Below are 16,690 nucleotides of genomic sequence, written 5' to 3' on the forward strand. Positions count from 1 at the left end.
ACTTTTCTACATACTTTACCGAAAAACAGCGAAACACGCAAGGAAAATCGGCATTTCCCTTGCGTGTTTCTTTAATTAGCGTTTAAGCGAATGATGGCAATGATCGTCTGAACAGCTTTGGCCATTGATTCAACGGTAATGAATTCATATTGCCCATGAAAATTCTCGCCACCTGTAAATAGATTAGGCGTGGGAATGCCCATGAAAGAAATCTTAGAACCATCTGTCCCGCCACGAAATGGTGTGATGATTGGTTCAATGTCACAACTTTCCATTGCTTGGACGGCCAATTCTACAGGAGTCCAATCTTTTTCGATGATTTCCTTCATATTATAGTATTGGTCTTGGAAAGTAATTGTTAGTCTGGGTTTATCCGCCAGCGCATTTAAACGTTGGACTTGTTTTTCCAAAAATTGCTTTCTCGCTTGAAAGTTTTCTTGATCATGATCCCGAATGATATAGACAAGTTCTGCTTTTTCAATACTTCCTGTAAATTTATTGAGTAAATAAAATCCTTCATTTCCACGTGTTTGTTCTGGCACTTCCTTTTGCGGTAGTGATTGATCAAGTTGTTCGCCTAATTTAATGGCATTTACTAACGAACCATAGGCCGTTCCCGGATGGACACTGGTTCCCTCAATTGTTATCACAGCTTGAGCAGCGTTAAACGTTTCATACTCGAAATGCCCCACGCGGCCACTGTCGATTGTATACGCAAAAGCGACTGGGAAGTTCGGCGCATCAAATTGATCGGCCCCGCGTCCAATTTCTTCATCTGGACCGAAGGCGAGCCAAACATCGCCCCGCGCTACTTCTGGATGTGCCAAAAAATACTCAACAGCAGCTAAAATCTCGACAATTCCCGCTTTGTCATCTGCTCCTAAAAGTGTGGTTCCGTCTGTAGTAATCAACGTTTCCCCTTGATACTCTTTTAAATTGGGAAATTCAGCAACTGATAAAACGATGCCTTGTTCTTGATTCAAGAGGACATCTTGACCATCATAATTAGTGATGACTTGGGGACGGATGTTTTCTGCTGAAAAATCCGCCGTATCCAGATGTGCAATCAACCCAATACTCTTCGCTGCAGGTTGGTTACCAGGCAACCGTGCCGTTAAAAAGCCGTTTTGTTCGTTATAATGCACATCGGCCAAACCTAATTCATGAAGTTCTGTTTCAATCATTTTGGCTAAAACCACTTGACCGACCGTCGTCGGTGTGGTTTGACTGTTGGCATCTGAACGGGTGTTAACTTTCACGTAAGTTAAAAATCGTTCGACTAATTTTTCCATTTTTTACTCCTTCTTCCTGAATCATTCTGTTAAATAGGCATTGCGCAAGTGGAAATAATCCCCATACAAGTGATAACTAATGCCTTTCACTTTAGGATTGATTAGATAATTTGAGGCACTTTGATACAGCGGTACTTGGGCAGCATCTTGGTTCAACAAGATGTCTTCCGCTTCTTTGTATTCTGCAAATTGTTTCTCTGGATTATTGGCATTAATCGTTCGCGCATCTTCTACCAGTTGGTCGTATTTGGCATTATGATAATTGCCATAATTGTAACTTGATTCTCCCGCATATAAGTTAAAGTAAGAGTCTAATTCACTACTGCCGGCAATCCATCCTGAAAGAGACAACTCATAATTTTTTTCACGTCGCGATTGGTTCACATTATTACTTGGTTGCGATGAAATGGTAATTTCTAAACCTGGCAGATTTTCTTGCAACTGACTTTGAACATATTCAGCAATTCGTTTTCCTTGATCTGTATCTGCCGCCAGCAAGGAAAGTTTCACTTTTTTACCGACATCCGCTTGGGCTTTCGTCCATTCAGCTTGGGCTTTTTTGACGTCATTTTTCAAATATTCGCCACTGTATGCTCGGAAATCTTCATCTGTTTCTGGATTCGCATAAAGTTTACTTGGAATCAATCCGTTGAGGGGTTTTGACCCATCGTTTAAGACACTTTGTGTTAAGGCTTCTTTATCAATTGCTTGGCCAATCGCTTTTCGTAAATGAACATTCGCTAATGGCGTTCCTTCTTTTTTGTTGAAATCTAAGAAGTAGTTGGCCACATCTGGATGACTGACATAGCCTGGATCATCTTGATATTGTTGAACATATTGTCCGTTAATGCGAACTAAGTCTAGTTCATTCGCTTGATATAAGTTAATCCCAGTATTATCTTCTTTGATTGTACTAACCGCAACTTCTTCCAGTTTCACTTGATCCGCATCATAGTATTCTGGATTTTTTTTCAATGTCCAAGTATCTGAAGTCGCATCCCAATTGGCTAGCGTAAATGGCCCGCTATAAAGTAAATGTTCACTATCCAAGGCGTAATCTTTGCCTTGCGCTTCGACAAATTTTTGATTTTGTGGCGCTAACCAAGCAATCGAAACGACTGCTAAGAAGGAAGGTTGGGCCTGTTTTAATTCAACAATGAATTCTTTGTCATTAGGGGCTGAAATCCCTAATTCATCGACTGACTTTTCACCGTTGCGTATTTCAAAACTATTTTTAACACTGTCTAGTAAATAGGCATTCGGTCCAATCGTCGCTGGTGTCACCAGTTTTTTCCAAGAATAAACAAAATCTTGGGCCGTAATTGGCTCGCCGTTGCTCCACTTAATCCCCTCCCGCAAGGTAAAGTGGTACTTGCGCCCATCGTCACTAATCTTGACATCTTTAGCTAGAGCTGGCACCGTGGCACTATCATCATCAAACCGATAAAGGCCTTCAAATAAATGTTGTGCCATTGTAAAGGTATTTTTATCTGTTGTTTGTGTTGTATCCAATGTTGAGATTGGTGCAGGTGAACTAATACTGATTTTTTGTTCAGCTGCTAAATTTCCCGAATCTACTTTCTCTGCCGCTTCTTTGGTTCCGCCACATGCGGCTAAAAGAAACCCTGTTGCAATCAAACCTACTACTTTTTTCCCCAATTTCATGTTGTTGCCCCCTCATATTTTTTAAACAAATAAAAAAAGCATTCGTCCTAAAAAGGACGAATGCTTATGCAATCGCGGTACCACCTTTGTTGATCTCTTCGCTAAAAAAGATCCGCTCGTTTCCAGTACAATCATACTGTAGCGCTATAACAGGCGCACCTGAATTGGTTTAAGCGAACGGCTTCAACCAACCTGTTCAAAGGCCATTTTCCCCTTTAACGTCACTACCTCTTCTCACCAAACGAGGCTCTCTGCAAGCTATTTTAAAAAGTACTTTCCTTCTCATCACATTTTGTTCTTTTATTTGTTTCATCAATCATACTGATTTACGGATAGTTTAGCAAACATTTTCGAGGTCGTCAACCACATTTTTAATTTAAAACTTTTTTGTTTTTCATCAAGAAGGTCGGGACAGAAGTGTTTAGCTCCGAGAAATAAGAAGAAATTTCCGAAAATTGTTCTTTAATTTTTGGAGAATTTCAGCTTATTTCCGAAGGAGTTGCTTTTGTTCCCGCCGTTTATCAGCTTTTAAGCCTAGGACAAAAATCCAAAGTGATTTTTGTCCTAGGCTTTTTTTTACTCTAATCCTTTTTTAACATCTTCTATCATCAAATGCATTGATTCTAATCCACCACCGCTTAGATACCAAACATCTGGTTGAAGCATAATGACTTTATCATTTTTACCAGCATCGGTTTTTTGAATCAATTCGTTTGCAGCGACGTTATCTTTTGAATCGTCGCCACCAATTGCTTTGGTGCGATCTACCACAAAGAGAATCCCAGGATTTTTTTCTAAAACATATTCGTAAGAAACACTTTGCCCATGAGTGGAAGCTTCAATCTTATCGTCTGCTGCTTTGAAGCCAAATGTATCATGAATTAAACCGAAACGAGAGCCTTTTCCGTAAGCGGAAAGTTGTCCTTCGTTAACTAACACAACAAGCGCATTATTCGCGCTAGCTTCTGCTTGTTTTTTCACGTCAGCAATTTCTTTTTCTAAGCCAGTTATTTTTTCTTTAGCTACCTCTTCTTTATCAAAAATAGTGCCTAACGTTTCGATATTTTGTTTCGTTGATGCCCAAGGATTTTTGGCATCTACAGCTAAGTAAATGGTTGGCGCAATGGCTTTTAATTGTTCTTGATAATCTTGTTGACGACCAGAAATAATAATTAAGTCTGGTTTTAGTTGATTGATTTTTTCTAAATCTGGTTCTTTAATGCCGCCTGCTGATTCAACTTTTTGGTATTTTTTCAAATACGCAGGGATATTTTTAGTTGGCGCACCTACCACGCGGTCACCGACACCTAGTGCATCCATTGTATCCAAGGAACCATTATCAAAAACAACGACTTTCTTAGGATTTTTGGGAACGGTTAATTGACCATTGGTGTCTTTGACTGTGACTTCCGTTTTAGCTGTTGTTTCTGTTGTTGCAGAATCTGCTGTTTTTTTATTTGTTTGACAAGCACTTAACATTAACAGTCCCATCATTGAAACTGTCATCATTGCTAAAAATTTCTTTTTCATTCTTTTCCTCCAAAAATGTTATTTTTAAATTGCCCGATTTAGTGATAAAGACAAAAGCGTTTTCCTTCAATTTCACAAATCCGGATATTCATTTCATAAAGATCATTTAAAATACTTGTTTGAATAACTTCTTCTGTTGCGCCATGCGCATAGAGCTTTCCGCCTTTCATGGCGACAATTTCATCTGCATAGCTTGCGGCAAAATTAATATCATGTAGAACAATCAGAATCGTTTTTCCTAGTTCATCCACTAAGCGTTTAAGAATCTGCATCATTTGAACCGCATAATTCATGTCGAGGTTATTTAAGGGCTCATCTAATAAAATATAATCGGTATCTTGGGCTAAAATCATGGCAATATACGCCCTTTGTAATTGGCCCCCAGAAAGGGTATCAATGTATTCTTCTGCCATTTCAGTTAAGCCCAATTGTTCCAGTGCTTCTGTTACTTTTTCGTGGTCAGCGCTTTTTAAGCGACCTTTGGAATAAGGAAAACGACCAAAATTGACCAGTTCTCGCACAGTTAATTTAAGTTGTACACCGTTGGCTTGTTTTAAAAGGGCAATTTTTTGTGAAAAAGCTGATTGCTTCCAGGTTTTTACTTCTTGCTTGTCCAGATAAATTTCCCCGGTATCTTTGGGAATTAAGCGACTCATCATGGCTAGCAGCGTGCTTTTCCCAGCACCATTTGGTCCAATAAAGGCCGTTAATTTGCCTTCAGAAATAGGTAAATCAATGTCTGAAACGACAAATTTATCGCCATATTTTTTTGATACATCACTCATCTGGATCATGTGCGTTGCTTCCTTTCTGCAATAATTTTCCATATAAAATAAACGCCCCCAACAAATTGAATCACCACACTTAGCGGGGTATTCAAATGAAAGACCTGTTCAACCATCAATTGACCGAACACCAGTAAAAAGACTGCTATTAAACTTCCTGCCACAAACAGTTCTCGGTGGCGATAGGTTTTCATAAATTGATAACTCATATTGGCCACGATAAAACCTAAAAATGTAATCGGTCCCACTAATGCTGTTGATAAGCCGACCAGACTACTGATCAAACACAACAACACTAATTGAAACTGATTCACAGCAATCCCCAAATTCTGGGCTTGATGGTTCCCTAAATGTAAAACGTCTAAACGGTAACTTTCCCGCCAAAGTATCCCACAAATTATGAGTACCGCCACACCAACGAAAACGAGATACTGACTATTGACGTTACCGAAACTGGCAAACAACTTTCCTTGGAGTAAGTCGTATTCGTTAGGATCCATAATCACTTGTAAAAACGTACTAATACTACTGAAAAAAGTACCTAAAATCATGCCAATCATCAATAATAAAAATAAATCGGATTGATTTTTGCGTAATAGAAAATACGATAAACTAGTACTTAAAAACACCATTAAAAAGACGTTCATCAAAAACGACCCAAGACTTACTTGGCCTAACGCTTGTGCGCCTCCTAAAAGAAAAAATAACACCGTCTGCACAAAGACATACAAGGAATCCATCCCTAAAATGTTTGGCGTTAGGAAATGATTTTGCGTGACTGTTTGAAAACTAATAGTTGAAAAAGCCGCAGCGATTCCAACAAAAATAAAAGCCAATAACTTTTTGCCTCGTAACGCCAAAGCAAAGGACCAATTGCCATACGTGTTATAAGTTAAATAACAAAGGCTCACAATTACTACGGCAGCTAAAAGCAAAAGTAATGAAAGCCATTTTTTTAAAGGCCGTTTCATTGTTTGCGCCCCCTTAGTAATAATAAAATGAACAAAATGCTCCCTAATGTTCCGACAACCACGCTGACAGGAATTTCATAGGGGGCAATCAATACTCGTGCTAAAATATCACAGATTAACAAGAACAAACTCCCGCAAATCCCAGTTAACCACAAGGTATTTTTCATATGATCGCCATAACGTAAAGACACGAGATTAGGAATCACAACCCCTAAAAACGGAATATTCCCCACCATCAATAAAACGATGGCACTTGCTAAAGCAACCAGCGTCAAACCTAAAAACTGAATTCGCTGGTAATGGACGCCAAGACTATTTGCAAATGCTTCACCCATACCAACGACAGTGAAATGATAAGCAAATAAATAAATAACAAACCACAAAGGAATCATTAAGAATAACCATTCATAATTCCCTTTCATAACTGTGGAAAAATTTCCTTGTAACCAAGCAGACATATTTTGAACCAATTGGTATTGATAGGCAAAAAATGTGGCAATTGAGCCTAGAATGTTACCAAACATCACGCCCACCAAAGGGACCATCACTTGATTCTTACTTGGTAATAATCGAATGAGCGCTAAGAATAATAAGGTCCCGCTTAGCGCAAAAATAAAAGCAATTGCCGTTCGATAGAGAAACGGAGCTGTTGGGAAAAATAACATTGCGACTAAAATACCCAACCTTGCACTATCGGTTGTTCCAGCGACACTAGGAGCGACAAATTTATTTTGTGTGAGTTGCTGCATAATCAATCCAGAAATACTCATCGTACTACCAGCAATGATTAAACTCAACGTGCGGGGAACACGGGTGGTAAATAAAACAAATTGTTGCTGCGCATCTAATTGAAACAATTGAGAAAGTGCAATGTCCTTCACCCCTATCACTAATGACAATAAACTGAAAAGTAATAGTAGAACAAACAAACCAATCTTTTTCATGAGAAAACTCCATTTTTATTTAATTGAGAATGATTCTCATTCTTAGTTACAGTGTATGAGAAAACCATCACAAATGCAACCACTTTTTTTCCTTTATTAAAAACTTCTTCTCAAGCCGACTGACCAACGACTTATCTAAGATATGCTATAATGGAGGGAAACGTTAGGAAAGGAGTGTTACTGAATGGCGAATGATGACTTACAACAACGTCTGGATAAAGGAATGTACGGTACGCCCCTCGTTAATCCTGAAGAACAACACAAATACATGGGCACATTTCGTGAACGCTGCCGTCTCTCCATGACCGTCGCTGAAATGAAAGATGCACAGAACCAAAAACATTTATTAGAAGAATTAGCGAAGCATCCTGAAGTTACAGTACTTTTAAATGGCGAAATCTCTTCTGACCTGCAAAGTACCTATATTAAATTATTAAATCAGCATGGCGCAACCTTTAAGATTGTTAACAATTTTGTGGAGAACAACCCTGACTCTCTCGGCTTACTGTTAGCTGAAAAACATGCAGTAGATGAACCTGTGATTGACGTTACAGAAAAATATCCTCAAGCAACCGAAACGCCAAAAGAAGAGCCAACAGCTAAAAAAGGCTTTTGGCAAAAACTATTTCACTCATAAAAAGCTCAAGGAAAGTTATGAGCGCTTCCATTTATAATAGAATTATGCTATTATAAAGATGAAAAAGAGAGGTATGCGGGTACATACCTCTCCTTTTATACCAACACCAGTTATAAGAACTGGTGGCTTACTGAGTTAAGTTTTGAATCTTAACCGTTCGGCCTACGAAGCTTGTGAACGGTTATTTTTTATTGTTTTTCGTTGCTTCAAGGATACCGAAAATCAGTAGTGCAACAAACGCTGCAAAACTAATCATCAATTCCAATGCCGCTTCGATTGACAAAAAAATGCTCCTTTCGTTAAAGTGCATCGGATACACATAGGCATCACCTGCCTCTCTAACTCAGAGCCACCGTCATACAACTTTCATTGGTAATAGCTTTAGTATAACCTATTGGGTGCACCAAGAAAACGTTTTTATAGGAATTTTCTATAAAATGATATAAGTTATGAGCGCTTCCATTTTAAATAGAATTATGCTATTATGAAAATGAAAAGAGAGATATGCTACTACATACCTCTCCTTTATACCAACACCAGTTATAAGAACTGGTGGCTTACTGAGTTAAGTTTTTGTTGTTCTTTAACCGTTCGGCCGTCTAAGCTTATGAACGGTTATTTTTTATCGTTTTTCGTTGCTTCAAGGATACCGAAAATCAGTAACGCAACAAGGGTTGCAAAACTAATCATCAATTCCAATGTCGCTTCGATTGACAAAAAAAATGCTCCTTTCGTTAAAGTGCATCGGATACACATAGGCATCACCTGCCTCTCTAACTCAGAGCCACCGTCATACAACTTTCATTGGTAATAGTTTTAGTATAACCTATTGGGTTCACCAAGAAAACGTTTTTATAAAGAATACCGCCAAAAAATCTATTATGAATTTTTTGGCGGTATTCTTTTTTATTGAACCACTTCTGGGTATAAAAGTTTTAAAACGTCCATTGTTAAACGGCGTCCTTTTCCAGCGTAAGGATACACATGCATGTGCATGGCTGGATTAAAGTTTGCTTCGATAATCCCGTACGTTAAGCTATCACGTGTGCCTTTTACGTCTTTGTCAGGAATGATTAAATCAATGCCACAAATTTTGGCTCCTAAAGCAGCTACGGCCTCAATGGCGATTTGTTTATAACTATCATCAATGACATCGGTCATATCAATCGAATCCCCGCCCGTGCTAACATTAGAATTTTCTCGCAAGTACACGATTTGCTCTTTTTCTGGCACAGAATAGATAGTTAAACCTTGTTCTTTCAACATTAGTTTTTCTAAATCATTTAACTGGATTAACTCTAGTGGTGCACGGTGATTGGTCCCCCGCAATGGATCACTATTTTTAGCGGCCACCAATTCTTCTACAGTGTGTTTGCCATCTCCGGTAACATTGGCTGGCACGCGCAACATGATGGCTTTTACATCATTATCTAACACAAAGAACCGATATTCTGTTCCAGGTAAAAACTCTTCAATTAAAACCGCTGTGTCCTCTTTAAAAGCAATCCGTAACGCTTCCGTAAAGTCTTCCAACGAAGCTCCTTCTTTAAAAATGGTAATTCCTAAACCGTAATTCGTTGATTTTGGTTTCACGACAAACGCTTTATTGGCATAGCGCAAATGTGCTTCTTGTGCCTCAATAAAAGATGAAAATTCTTCACCGCCAGGCACATGGAAACCTGCTGCAGACAAAATTTTCTTTGTCACGGTTTTGTTTTCCATAATCAATGGTACCACGTAGTTATCTTTGCTAGTCATGTTGGCATTTTTGACGTATTCAATGTGCTCGCCATGTTGCAGTTTCAAAAATTGCTCTTGTTCATCTAAAATTTCGATTTCCAAACCTTTTTGAATCGCATCAAATAAGAAAATTTGTGTGGATAATTCCATCTCACGGAAACCAGCTAATTGATAAGGGCGTTCAAAGGCCATACTTTGATATTGGTTTCCAAAAATATTTCCCAGTTCACTGTTGGAGTTTTCTTGAATAATCGTCCACATTTTGCCAGAAACGGTGTCTTGTGGATTCCGCAGTTGTTGATAATACTTACCGACAACTTCTTTGCCTTTGCGAATGCCTAGAGCATCTAACATATCAATCATTTCTGAAAAAATCCGATCGCCTTCTGCAATTAACTTAATCGTTTCATGAGGATGACCAAGAGCCACTTGTTCATTAAAAATATCCCCAGTTTTCACCCATTCATCCGCTTCTTCTTTTTCATCTGTCCACAATAAATACAACATGAAATAATGTAAGAAATCCACGGTATCTTCCACAATGCCTAAACGCGAAAAAGGATTTAAGTCTAAATTACGCAACTCGATATAGCGAATACCTGTTTTAGGCAGATCAGACATTTGTTTCCCACCACGTAAACGCACAGGCGCATAAAATTCTTTTTCTTCAGAAAGTAAACCATTTTCCACCATGCGATGAATATCTTCTAAATAGCGTTCCAATGAGGCATACGATACTTTCACATTGTCATGATTTCTGTAGCCATACGTACTATTCCGAATACTGCGAATAGGTTCTTGCGGTTGGTCGTCGTAGACCCTAAAGTAGCCGTCTTCACTAACTGGTGAAGCCCCAAAAAGATACGTAATTAACCAGCGATAACGTAAAAAGTTACGGGCAACTTTCATGTACACTTTCGTTTTAAATTGTTTACAATCTGTCACTTCGGATTGTTCATCATATAATTGCTGAATCAGGGCTTGGTCATATTCAAAATTAAAATGAATTCCGCTGACCATTTGTTTTCGTTTGCCATACTCTTTTGCCAAATAACGACGATATAACACCGCATCATATTGATCTAATTTAGCGATTTTAATCTCTTCATCTTTTGTTGGTAATTGTGGCGGCATACTTAATGGCCACAGCATTTCATCTTCTGGAATCGAACGACGAGCCACATCGTGAATGGCATCTAAAAAACGAAGCATTTCTGTGCCGCTATTTGCTACAGGCGTGATTAGTTCTAATTGTGTTTCACTAAAATCTGTTTGAATATATGGATGATAAGAACGGTTACCAAAAACCGTGGGATGATCAGTTGTCGCTAAAAGCCCTTCTCGTGTACTACGTTGGTTTTCTTTTTCTAAACCAAAACGAGCCATCAATACGTAAGGACGAACATTTTTCTTTTGCATTAATTCTCTATAATTCATCTTGTCGCCTTTCTTTCTACAAACTATCTGTTTCTCTTACTATTATATAGGAAAACGAGTAAATATGCTGTTTTTTTGAACGTTCACTTGGGAATTTTCGAGACACTTTTAGAGAGCGCCTTTTTCCGTTATACTGAAAACAACTAGTTTATAGAAAGTGGGGATTGCTCATGAAAAATCGTGCATTACTTTTAATTGACTTTCAAAAAGGCATCGAAAGTCCGTCGCAGCAATTGTACCGTCTGCCAGCAGTGTTGGAAAAGGTCAATCAGCGTATTGCTGTCTACCGCCAACACCATGCGCCCATTATTTTTGTTCAACATGAAGAAACCGAATTACCTTTTGACTCAGACTCTTGGCAACTTTTTGAAAAGCTGGATGCACAGCCCACAGATTTTTTCATCCGCAAAACGCATGCGAATGCCTTTTACCAAACAAATTTAAATGATTTATTGACGGAACAAGCCGTTCAAACGTTAGAAATTGCTGGTGTCCAAACCGAGTTTTGTGTGGACACTACAATTCGGATGGCTCATGGTTTAGGCTATACGTGTTTGATGACACCGAAAACCACTTCCACCTTGGATAATGGACATTTAACCGCAGCACAAATTATCCAACATCATGAAGCTATTTGGGCTGGCCGCTTTTTGACTTTTTTGAGCCTGTGACAAAAATCACTTTGGATTTTTGTTCCGGGCTCAAAACCTGATAAACGGCGGGAACAGAACCAACACTACGCGTTGCTTCGATCTCAACAACTTCTAAGATGTTTTCTCGACATGCGTCTCGTCACAGTACAGCCTTCAAAAGAGCTAAAGCTCTAAGAGTTGCGATGTTTCACTGTGAAGCATGAACAGATGAAATCATCGTACCTACTTGGTGAAGGTCCTTCGGAACTTACAAGGATAAAACTGTGACGTGCCTTTGGCGAGAAAACAATAAGCCGAAATTGACTTTCTCACACAAGTGTTCGGCGTATCTTAATCCTTCCAAGTGTTGAGAATCACGAAGAACGTAGTGATTCGATGATGAACAATACCTACTTGGTCTCCAAAAATTAAAGAACACCGGGTAGGTATCATGCAACATCAACTCGTACCTCGTTGTGTTTTATGACAATTTTCGGAAATTTCTTCTTATTGCTGAGAAACACTATTTGCAAAGCAAATAGATGTTAATCAGTACCTACTTGGTTCTCGGAGCTAAACGGTTCTGTCCCGACCTCTTTTCCAAAAAATTGTTTGTTCACTATGTTTTCTTGTCGTATTTCATGTTAGTATAAGGAAAAAGTGTTCAGTTGATTAGTTGAAGATTTAGAGTGTGGGACATAAGTCGATTAGGCTTGTCTCTCATGTTCTGTCTTTTTTTATGTCATCATTCACTAAACTAATAAATAATTGGAGGTATTTTATGAACAAATTTTTTACAGCCCAACGTTTAAAAGACACCGCCTATGTAACAGTCGGTGCATTCATTTTGGCCATTTCAATCAATGCGGTCTTATTGCCAAATAAACTTGTCGCAGGCGGAGCCAATGGCATTAGTATTGTTATTAATTATGTTTTCGGGATTAGTCCCGCCATTGTTCTTTACGCCATCAATATTCCTCTTTTAGTGCTTTGTTTCTTACTTCTTGGGAAAGAGGTCGGTGTCAAAACCATTTATGGCAGTCTTATTTATCCATTTTTTGTAGGAATTACTTCGGGGATGCCTGTTTTAACACATAATATTTTTCTAGCAGCATTATTTGGCGGTATTATTACAGGTGCTGGCCTAGGCTTGGTTTTCCGTGGCAATGCTTCAACTGGTGGGACAGCAATCATTTCACAAATTGTCAATAAATACTTCAAAGTTTCCTTAGGTATTGCTATTTTATTCGTCGATGGTTTAGTCATTTTATCAGCAATGTATGCTTTTAATGCAGATATTGTGTTATTCTCTTTAATTTGTTTATTTACAATTGGTCGTGTCGTTGACATGATTCAAGTTGGTCTGGTTCGCTCGAAGAATGTGATGATTATTTCACCAAAATATGTCGCTATTCAAGAACGCTTATTACGTGAACTAGATAAAGGTGTGACCTTGGTGCCAATCGAAGGCGGTTATCGAAGCGCGAAAGGCATGCTCTTAATGACCGTCATTCGTGAAAAAGATTTTCCCCGCTTAAAAGAAGCCATTCTTGAGATTGATGAAGAAGCTTTTTTGATTTCAATGAGTGCGAGTGAAGTCTACGGAAAAGGATTTAGCTTGAAAAAAGTAGCTGATTCTTATGGCGTTGAAGCTACTAATGCCAATAATTTACAATAGTTTTTTGTAGGAGAAGAGCCGCAAAATCTGTAGAGATTTTGCGGCTCTTTTTACATCTTCATCCAGACAGGTTCTAAGCTATTGCCATCCAAATCTTGCACCTCTAAGCCATACATTTGCTCTTCTGGTATTCCCATATCAACTCGGTAACAGTTGCCTCCGTTAGCTTTGGCGGTTTCGCCAAACTGTTTTACGGCTTCGGCACTCTCTAAACTAAAGGAAATTAATGCTCCACTGGTTGTTTGCGCATCAATAATTTGCTTTTCTTGGATAAATTTTCCATAAAAGTCATGGTTCAACAACATAATCCAAAATTGATCATCCCACATCATCGAACTAGCTTCCTCTGTTGAAAATTCCTCGTTCTTTTTGAATCCAAGTTTTTCATAAAAGGCTGTAGAACGTTGGACATCCGCTACTGGGAAGTTAACAAAAACCATTGTGCCCATGTGATTCATCCCTTTCTTTTAATCATCTACGACAGCTAACTGTGCGTTGCGACAAAATCAACAAGCTTGTTTGATTTATACTAGCATATTCATAAAAGAAATGTTACTAAAACGTTTTCTTAAGGTAATTCTCGATAAGCCAAGTGCTGAATGATTTCACTATGTTGTGGATAATCGTTTAACAATTCCGCTTGAGTAAATAACTCGAAGTCTTCAAACTCAAAGCCTGGTGTAACTACACAACTGACTAACGCAAATCCTGTCGCTACTGTAGAGCCAAAGATTGTGCCGGCAGGAACTGAGAACGAAAGCTGTTGTCCTTGAACTAAGTCTTTCCCTAACTGAACAGCTTGATACGTTCCATCAGGAAAAATACAGTGAACGGTTAATGGCTGACCATCGTGAAAAAACCATAATTCATCCGCTTTTAAACGATGAAAATGTGACGGACTTTCTGTATTTAATAGAAACAAAATCGCTGTATGCAACGCCCGTTCGCCTCGTTTGGTTGGAATCAATTGTTCACTTTTATTGGTTTGTTTAAAATAACCGCCCTCAGGATGCGCTTCTAATCCTAACTTCTCAATCCACATTTGTTCTGTCATCTTCTCCCTCACTCCTTCATTTTTTCAGAAACGATTTAGGAAGAACTTAGAACATCCGTCCCAATCCTAAAATAAACGGCGGGACAGGAGTAGCTTCTTCATTCTTGAAGCTAAATACTCCTGTCCCACGTTCTTCCCAAACCTGTTATTTTCTACAACTAAACATCTTTTAATAAGCCTTTAAATAAGCCCATTGCGAAATCGTTGGCATTGAATGGTTCTAAATCGTTAATGCCTTCACCTAGACCAACTAATTTCACTGGCAAGTGTAATTCATTCCGAATAGCAATGACAATACCACCTTTGGCTGTTCCGTCTAGTTTGGTTAAAACTAAGCCAGTGACATCGGTTGTTTCTTTGAACTGTTTGGCTTGTGTCATCGCATTTTGCCCAGTAGTTGCGTCCACGACTAAGAGAACTTCGTGAGGCGCATCTGGAATTTCTCGTTGGATGACTCGTTTGATTTTTTCTAATTCTTTCATTAAGTTGACTTTATTTTGTAACCGACCTGCTGTATCCACTAGCAAAACATCGGCCTGCTCTGCTTTGGCACGTTCCACTGCATCGAAAACGACCGCTGCTGGGTCGCCGCCAGCATTCCCACGTACAACTTCAACGCCAGCCCGTTCACCCCAAACAACTAATTGATCGATGGCGCCCGCTCGGAACGTATCGGCAGCGGCCATTAAAACTTTCTTTCCTTCCAACTTGTATTGATGGGCTAATTTACCAATGCTGGTTGTTTTCCCCACTCCATTAACACCGACAAATAAAATCACGGTTAAGCCATTTGGCTGTAAGTTAATCGCATTATTTTCATTAATTCCTGCTTCTTCATACAAATCAACCATTTTTTCAATGATGGTATTTTGAACTTGAGCTGGTTTTTTCACGTTTCGCAGTTTCACTTCTTGTCGCAAGGCTTCTGTAATTTTTAAGGATGTATCAAAGCCTACGTCTGCACCAATTAACGTTTCTTCTAATTCTTCAAAGAAATCTTCATCAACGCTCCGGAAATTAGCAAACAATTCGTTCAACCGTTGACCAAATGTTTTACGCGTTTTTTCCAAGCCTTTTTCATATTTTTCTTGGACCTGCTCTTCTTTTGACTCTTCAATTTCTTCTGAAACCTGCGTGTCTGTTGGTTCTGCCAACGGAGTTACGACACTACTTTCTTCCTCAGGCGCTTCCACAACAACTTCTTGTGTTTCCTCTGTCAGGATTTCTTCTGGCTCTTCTTCTAATGCTTCTTCTACGCCAGCTAATTTTTCCATTTCAGCGTTATCTGTTAAATCGGCTGTTTCTGTGACTTCTTCCGCTGTCGTTTCTGGCATTGTTTGCGCCTCTTCTGCTGCGGTTTCTTTTGATTCAGCAGGCGCTGATTCATCACTAGGTGTTTCGTCTACTGTTTCTTCAACGATCTCTTGTTTTTCTTCTTCCTTTTTTTCAGCGGAAAAAGCTTTTTTAATTTTATCAAAAAATCCCATTCTTATTGGCCTCCTTCCAACGGCGTTAAAATATATTTTTCGACCGCTTTGGCAACGCCATCTTGGTCATTCGTGTCTGTGACGACATCTGCGGCTTCTTTAACTAATGGAATCGCATTTGCCATGGCGACACCTAAGCCAGCGTATTCAATCATCGGTAAATCATTTTCTTCGTCCCCTAGGGTCATGATTTCTTCTGCACGGATTCCTAAATCTTTGGCTAACAAGGAAATACCATAGGCTTTCGTAATCCCTTTTGGCATAAATTCTAATAAGTTATTTCGCGTTTTAATAATTTCAAAGCGCTCATAAAAAGAGGCCGGAATTTCCTTGATGCGTTCATTTAAATACGCTTCATCAATCGCAACAACAACTTTGTTATAAATTCGATTCGGGGTTAACTCTTCTAATTTGTAGGACTCAAAGGTTAATAATTTGTTTAGAGAACTATAAATTGAAGGATAATTAGGTGCAGAAGGCAATTGCATCACGACCTCATCGGATAAGACATCAAACGGCATGTTGAGTGTGGTTGCTAATTGGTACAGCTCATGAATCGCTTCCAAGGGCATCAATGTTTTCTCAATAATGGCCCCTGTATCATTTTTTTGAACCAATCCGCCGTTAAAAGTAATGCTATAATCGCCTTCCTCTTGTAAACCTAATTCTTCTAAGTAAGGACCAATAGCTGCCAAAGGTCGACCTGTGCAGATAACAACTTTCACGCCTGCTTGTTTCGCAGCCATCAGTGCTTGTTTATTCCGTAAAGAAATCTCTTTTTGGCTATTTAATAATGTTCCATCTAAATCAATAGCAACTAATTTTATCAAACGTTCGC

The 16,690-nt window shown here is 38.9% G+C and carries 16 protein-coding genes and 1 other annotated feature; of the genes, 3 read left to right on the forward strand and 13 right to left on the reverse strand.

What is annotated here, in order from left to right:
• Positions 1-71 precede the first annotated feature (71 nt).
• The 6 genes from pepT to IGK27_RS12185 form a co-directional block, all read right to left on the reverse strand.
• Positions 72-1,292: a peptidase T gene (gene pepT, locus IGK27_RS12160; RefSeq protein WP_002354968.1), complete on the reverse strand. Its 1,221-nt coding sequence runs from the start codon at positions 1,290-1,292 to the stop codon at positions 72-74.
• Positions 1,293-1,313: 21 nt separating this feature from the next.
• Positions 1,314-2,957: a peptide ABC transporter substrate-binding protein gene (locus IGK27_RS12165; RefSeq protein WP_075320543.1), complete on the reverse strand. Its 1,644-nt coding sequence runs from the start codon at positions 2,955-2,957 to the stop codon at positions 1,314-1,316.
• 49 nt (positions 2,958-3,006) lie between these two features.
• Positions 3,007-3,252: a binding site (T-box leader), on the reverse strand.
• 281 nt (positions 3,253-3,533) lie between these two features.
• Positions 3,534-4,487 carry a siderophore ABC transporter substrate-binding protein gene (locus IGK27_RS12170; protein WP_033626635.1) on the reverse strand — a complete coding sequence of 318 codons (954 nt, stop codon included), beginning with the start codon at positions 4,485-4,487 and terminating at the stop codon, positions 3,534-3,536.
• 38 nt (positions 4,488-4,525) lie between these two features.
• Entirely contained in the window at positions 4,526-5,281 is a 756-nt protein-coding gene (locus IGK27_RS12175) for an ABC transporter ATP-binding protein (RefSeq protein WP_002354962.1), read from the reverse strand.
• Positions 5,278-6,243, reverse strand: coding sequence for an iron chelate uptake ABC transporter family permease subunit (locus IGK27_RS12180; RefSeq protein WP_002367415.1), 966 nt, complete (start codon positions 6,241-6,243; stop codon positions 5,278-5,280). The genes IGK27_RS12175 and IGK27_RS12180 overlap by 4 nt, the downstream gene beginning before the upstream one ends.
• On the reverse strand, positions 6,240-7,187 hold the full coding sequence (locus IGK27_RS12185) for an ABC transporter permease (RefSeq protein ID WP_002354960.1): 948 nt from the start codon (positions 7,185-7,187) through the stop codon (positions 6,240-6,242). The genes IGK27_RS12180 and IGK27_RS12185 overlap by 4 nt, the downstream gene beginning before the upstream one ends.
• Before the next feature lie 184 nt (positions 7,188-7,371).
• Between IGK27_RS12185 and IGK27_RS12190 the strand changes: the two genes are divergently transcribed.
• A complete protein-coding gene (locus tag IGK27_RS12190) occupies positions 7,372-7,824 on the forward strand; it encodes a YueI family protein (RefSeq protein WP_002359057.1) in 453 nt (150 codons plus the stop codon).
• 181 nt (positions 7,825-8,005) lie between these two features.
• Here the strand turns inward: IGK27_RS12190 and IGK27_RS12195 are convergent, their stop codons facing one another.
• The 3 genes from IGK27_RS12195 to gshAB form a co-directional block, all read right to left on the reverse strand.
• Positions 8,006-8,107 carry a putative holin-like toxin gene (locus IGK27_RS12195; RefSeq protein WP_021164441.1) on the reverse strand — a complete coding sequence of 34 codons (102 nt, stop codon included), beginning with the start codon at positions 8,105-8,107 and terminating at the stop codon, positions 8,006-8,008.
• A 332-nt stretch (positions 8,108-8,439) separates the two neighbouring features.
• Positions 8,440-8,541, reverse strand: a complete 102-nt coding sequence (locus IGK27_RS12200) for a putative holin-like toxin (protein ID WP_021164442.1) — start codon at positions 8,539-8,541, stop codon at positions 8,440-8,442.
• Positions 8,542-8,730: 189 nt separating this feature from the next.
• Positions 8,731-11,001 carry a bifunctional glutamate--cysteine ligase/glutathione synthetase gene (gene gshAB / locus IGK27_RS12205; protein WP_002368430.1) on the reverse strand — a complete coding sequence of 757 codons (2,271 nt, stop codon included), beginning with the start codon at positions 10,999-11,001 and terminating at the stop codon, positions 8,731-8,733.
• A 170-nt stretch (positions 11,002-11,171) separates the two neighbouring features.
• Between gshAB and IGK27_RS12210 the strand changes: the two genes are divergently transcribed.
• Both IGK27_RS12210 and IGK27_RS12215 read left to right on the forward strand, forming a co-directional pair.
• Positions 11,172-11,672: a cysteine hydrolase family protein gene (locus IGK27_RS12210; RefSeq protein WP_002365352.1), complete on the forward strand. Its 501-nt coding sequence runs from the start codon at positions 11,172-11,174 to the stop codon at positions 11,670-11,672.
• 742 nt (positions 11,673-12,414) lie between these two features.
• Positions 12,415-13,311, forward strand: a complete 897-nt coding sequence (locus IGK27_RS12215) for a YitT family protein (RefSeq protein ID WP_002365354.1) — start codon at positions 12,415-12,417, stop codon at positions 13,309-13,311.
• 50 nt (positions 13,312-13,361) lie between these two features.
• Here the strand turns inward: IGK27_RS12215 and IGK27_RS12220 are convergent, their stop codons facing one another.
• The 4 genes from IGK27_RS12220 to IGK27_RS12235 all read right to left on the reverse strand — a co-directional run bounded on the left by IGK27_RS12220 (position 13,362) and on the right by IGK27_RS12235 (position 16,682).
• Positions 13,362-13,760, reverse strand: coding sequence for a VOC family protein (locus IGK27_RS12220; RefSeq protein ID WP_002354951.1), 399 nt, complete (start codon positions 13,758-13,760; stop codon positions 13,362-13,364).
• A 119-nt stretch (positions 13,761-13,879) separates the two neighbouring features.
• Positions 13,880-14,365 carry a cupin domain-containing protein gene (locus IGK27_RS12225; RefSeq protein ID WP_002381091.1) on the reverse strand — a complete coding sequence of 162 codons (486 nt, stop codon included), beginning with the start codon at positions 14,363-14,365 and terminating at the stop codon, positions 13,880-13,882.
• Between the two features lie 158 nt (positions 14,366-14,523).
• The gene (gene ftsY, locus IGK27_RS12230) at positions 14,524-15,852 is read right to left on the reverse strand and encodes a signal recognition particle-docking protein FtsY (protein ID WP_002404795.1); all 1,329 of its coding nucleotides are present in this window, start codon (positions 15,850-15,852) and stop codon (positions 14,524-14,526) included.
• 2 nt (positions 15,853-15,854) lie between these two features.
• Positions 15,855-16,682, reverse strand: a complete 828-nt coding sequence (locus tag IGK27_RS12235; protein ID WP_002354948.1) for a Cof-type HAD-IIB family hydrolase — start codon at positions 16,680-16,682, stop codon at positions 15,855-15,857.
• Positions 16,683-16,690 lie beyond the last annotated feature (8 nt).

Origin of the sequence: Enterococcus sp. DIV0236 (assembly GCF_050558525.1) — a bacterium.
Lineage (GTDB): Bacteria > Bacillota > Bacilli > Lactobacillales > Enterococcaceae > Enterococcus > Enterococcus faecalis.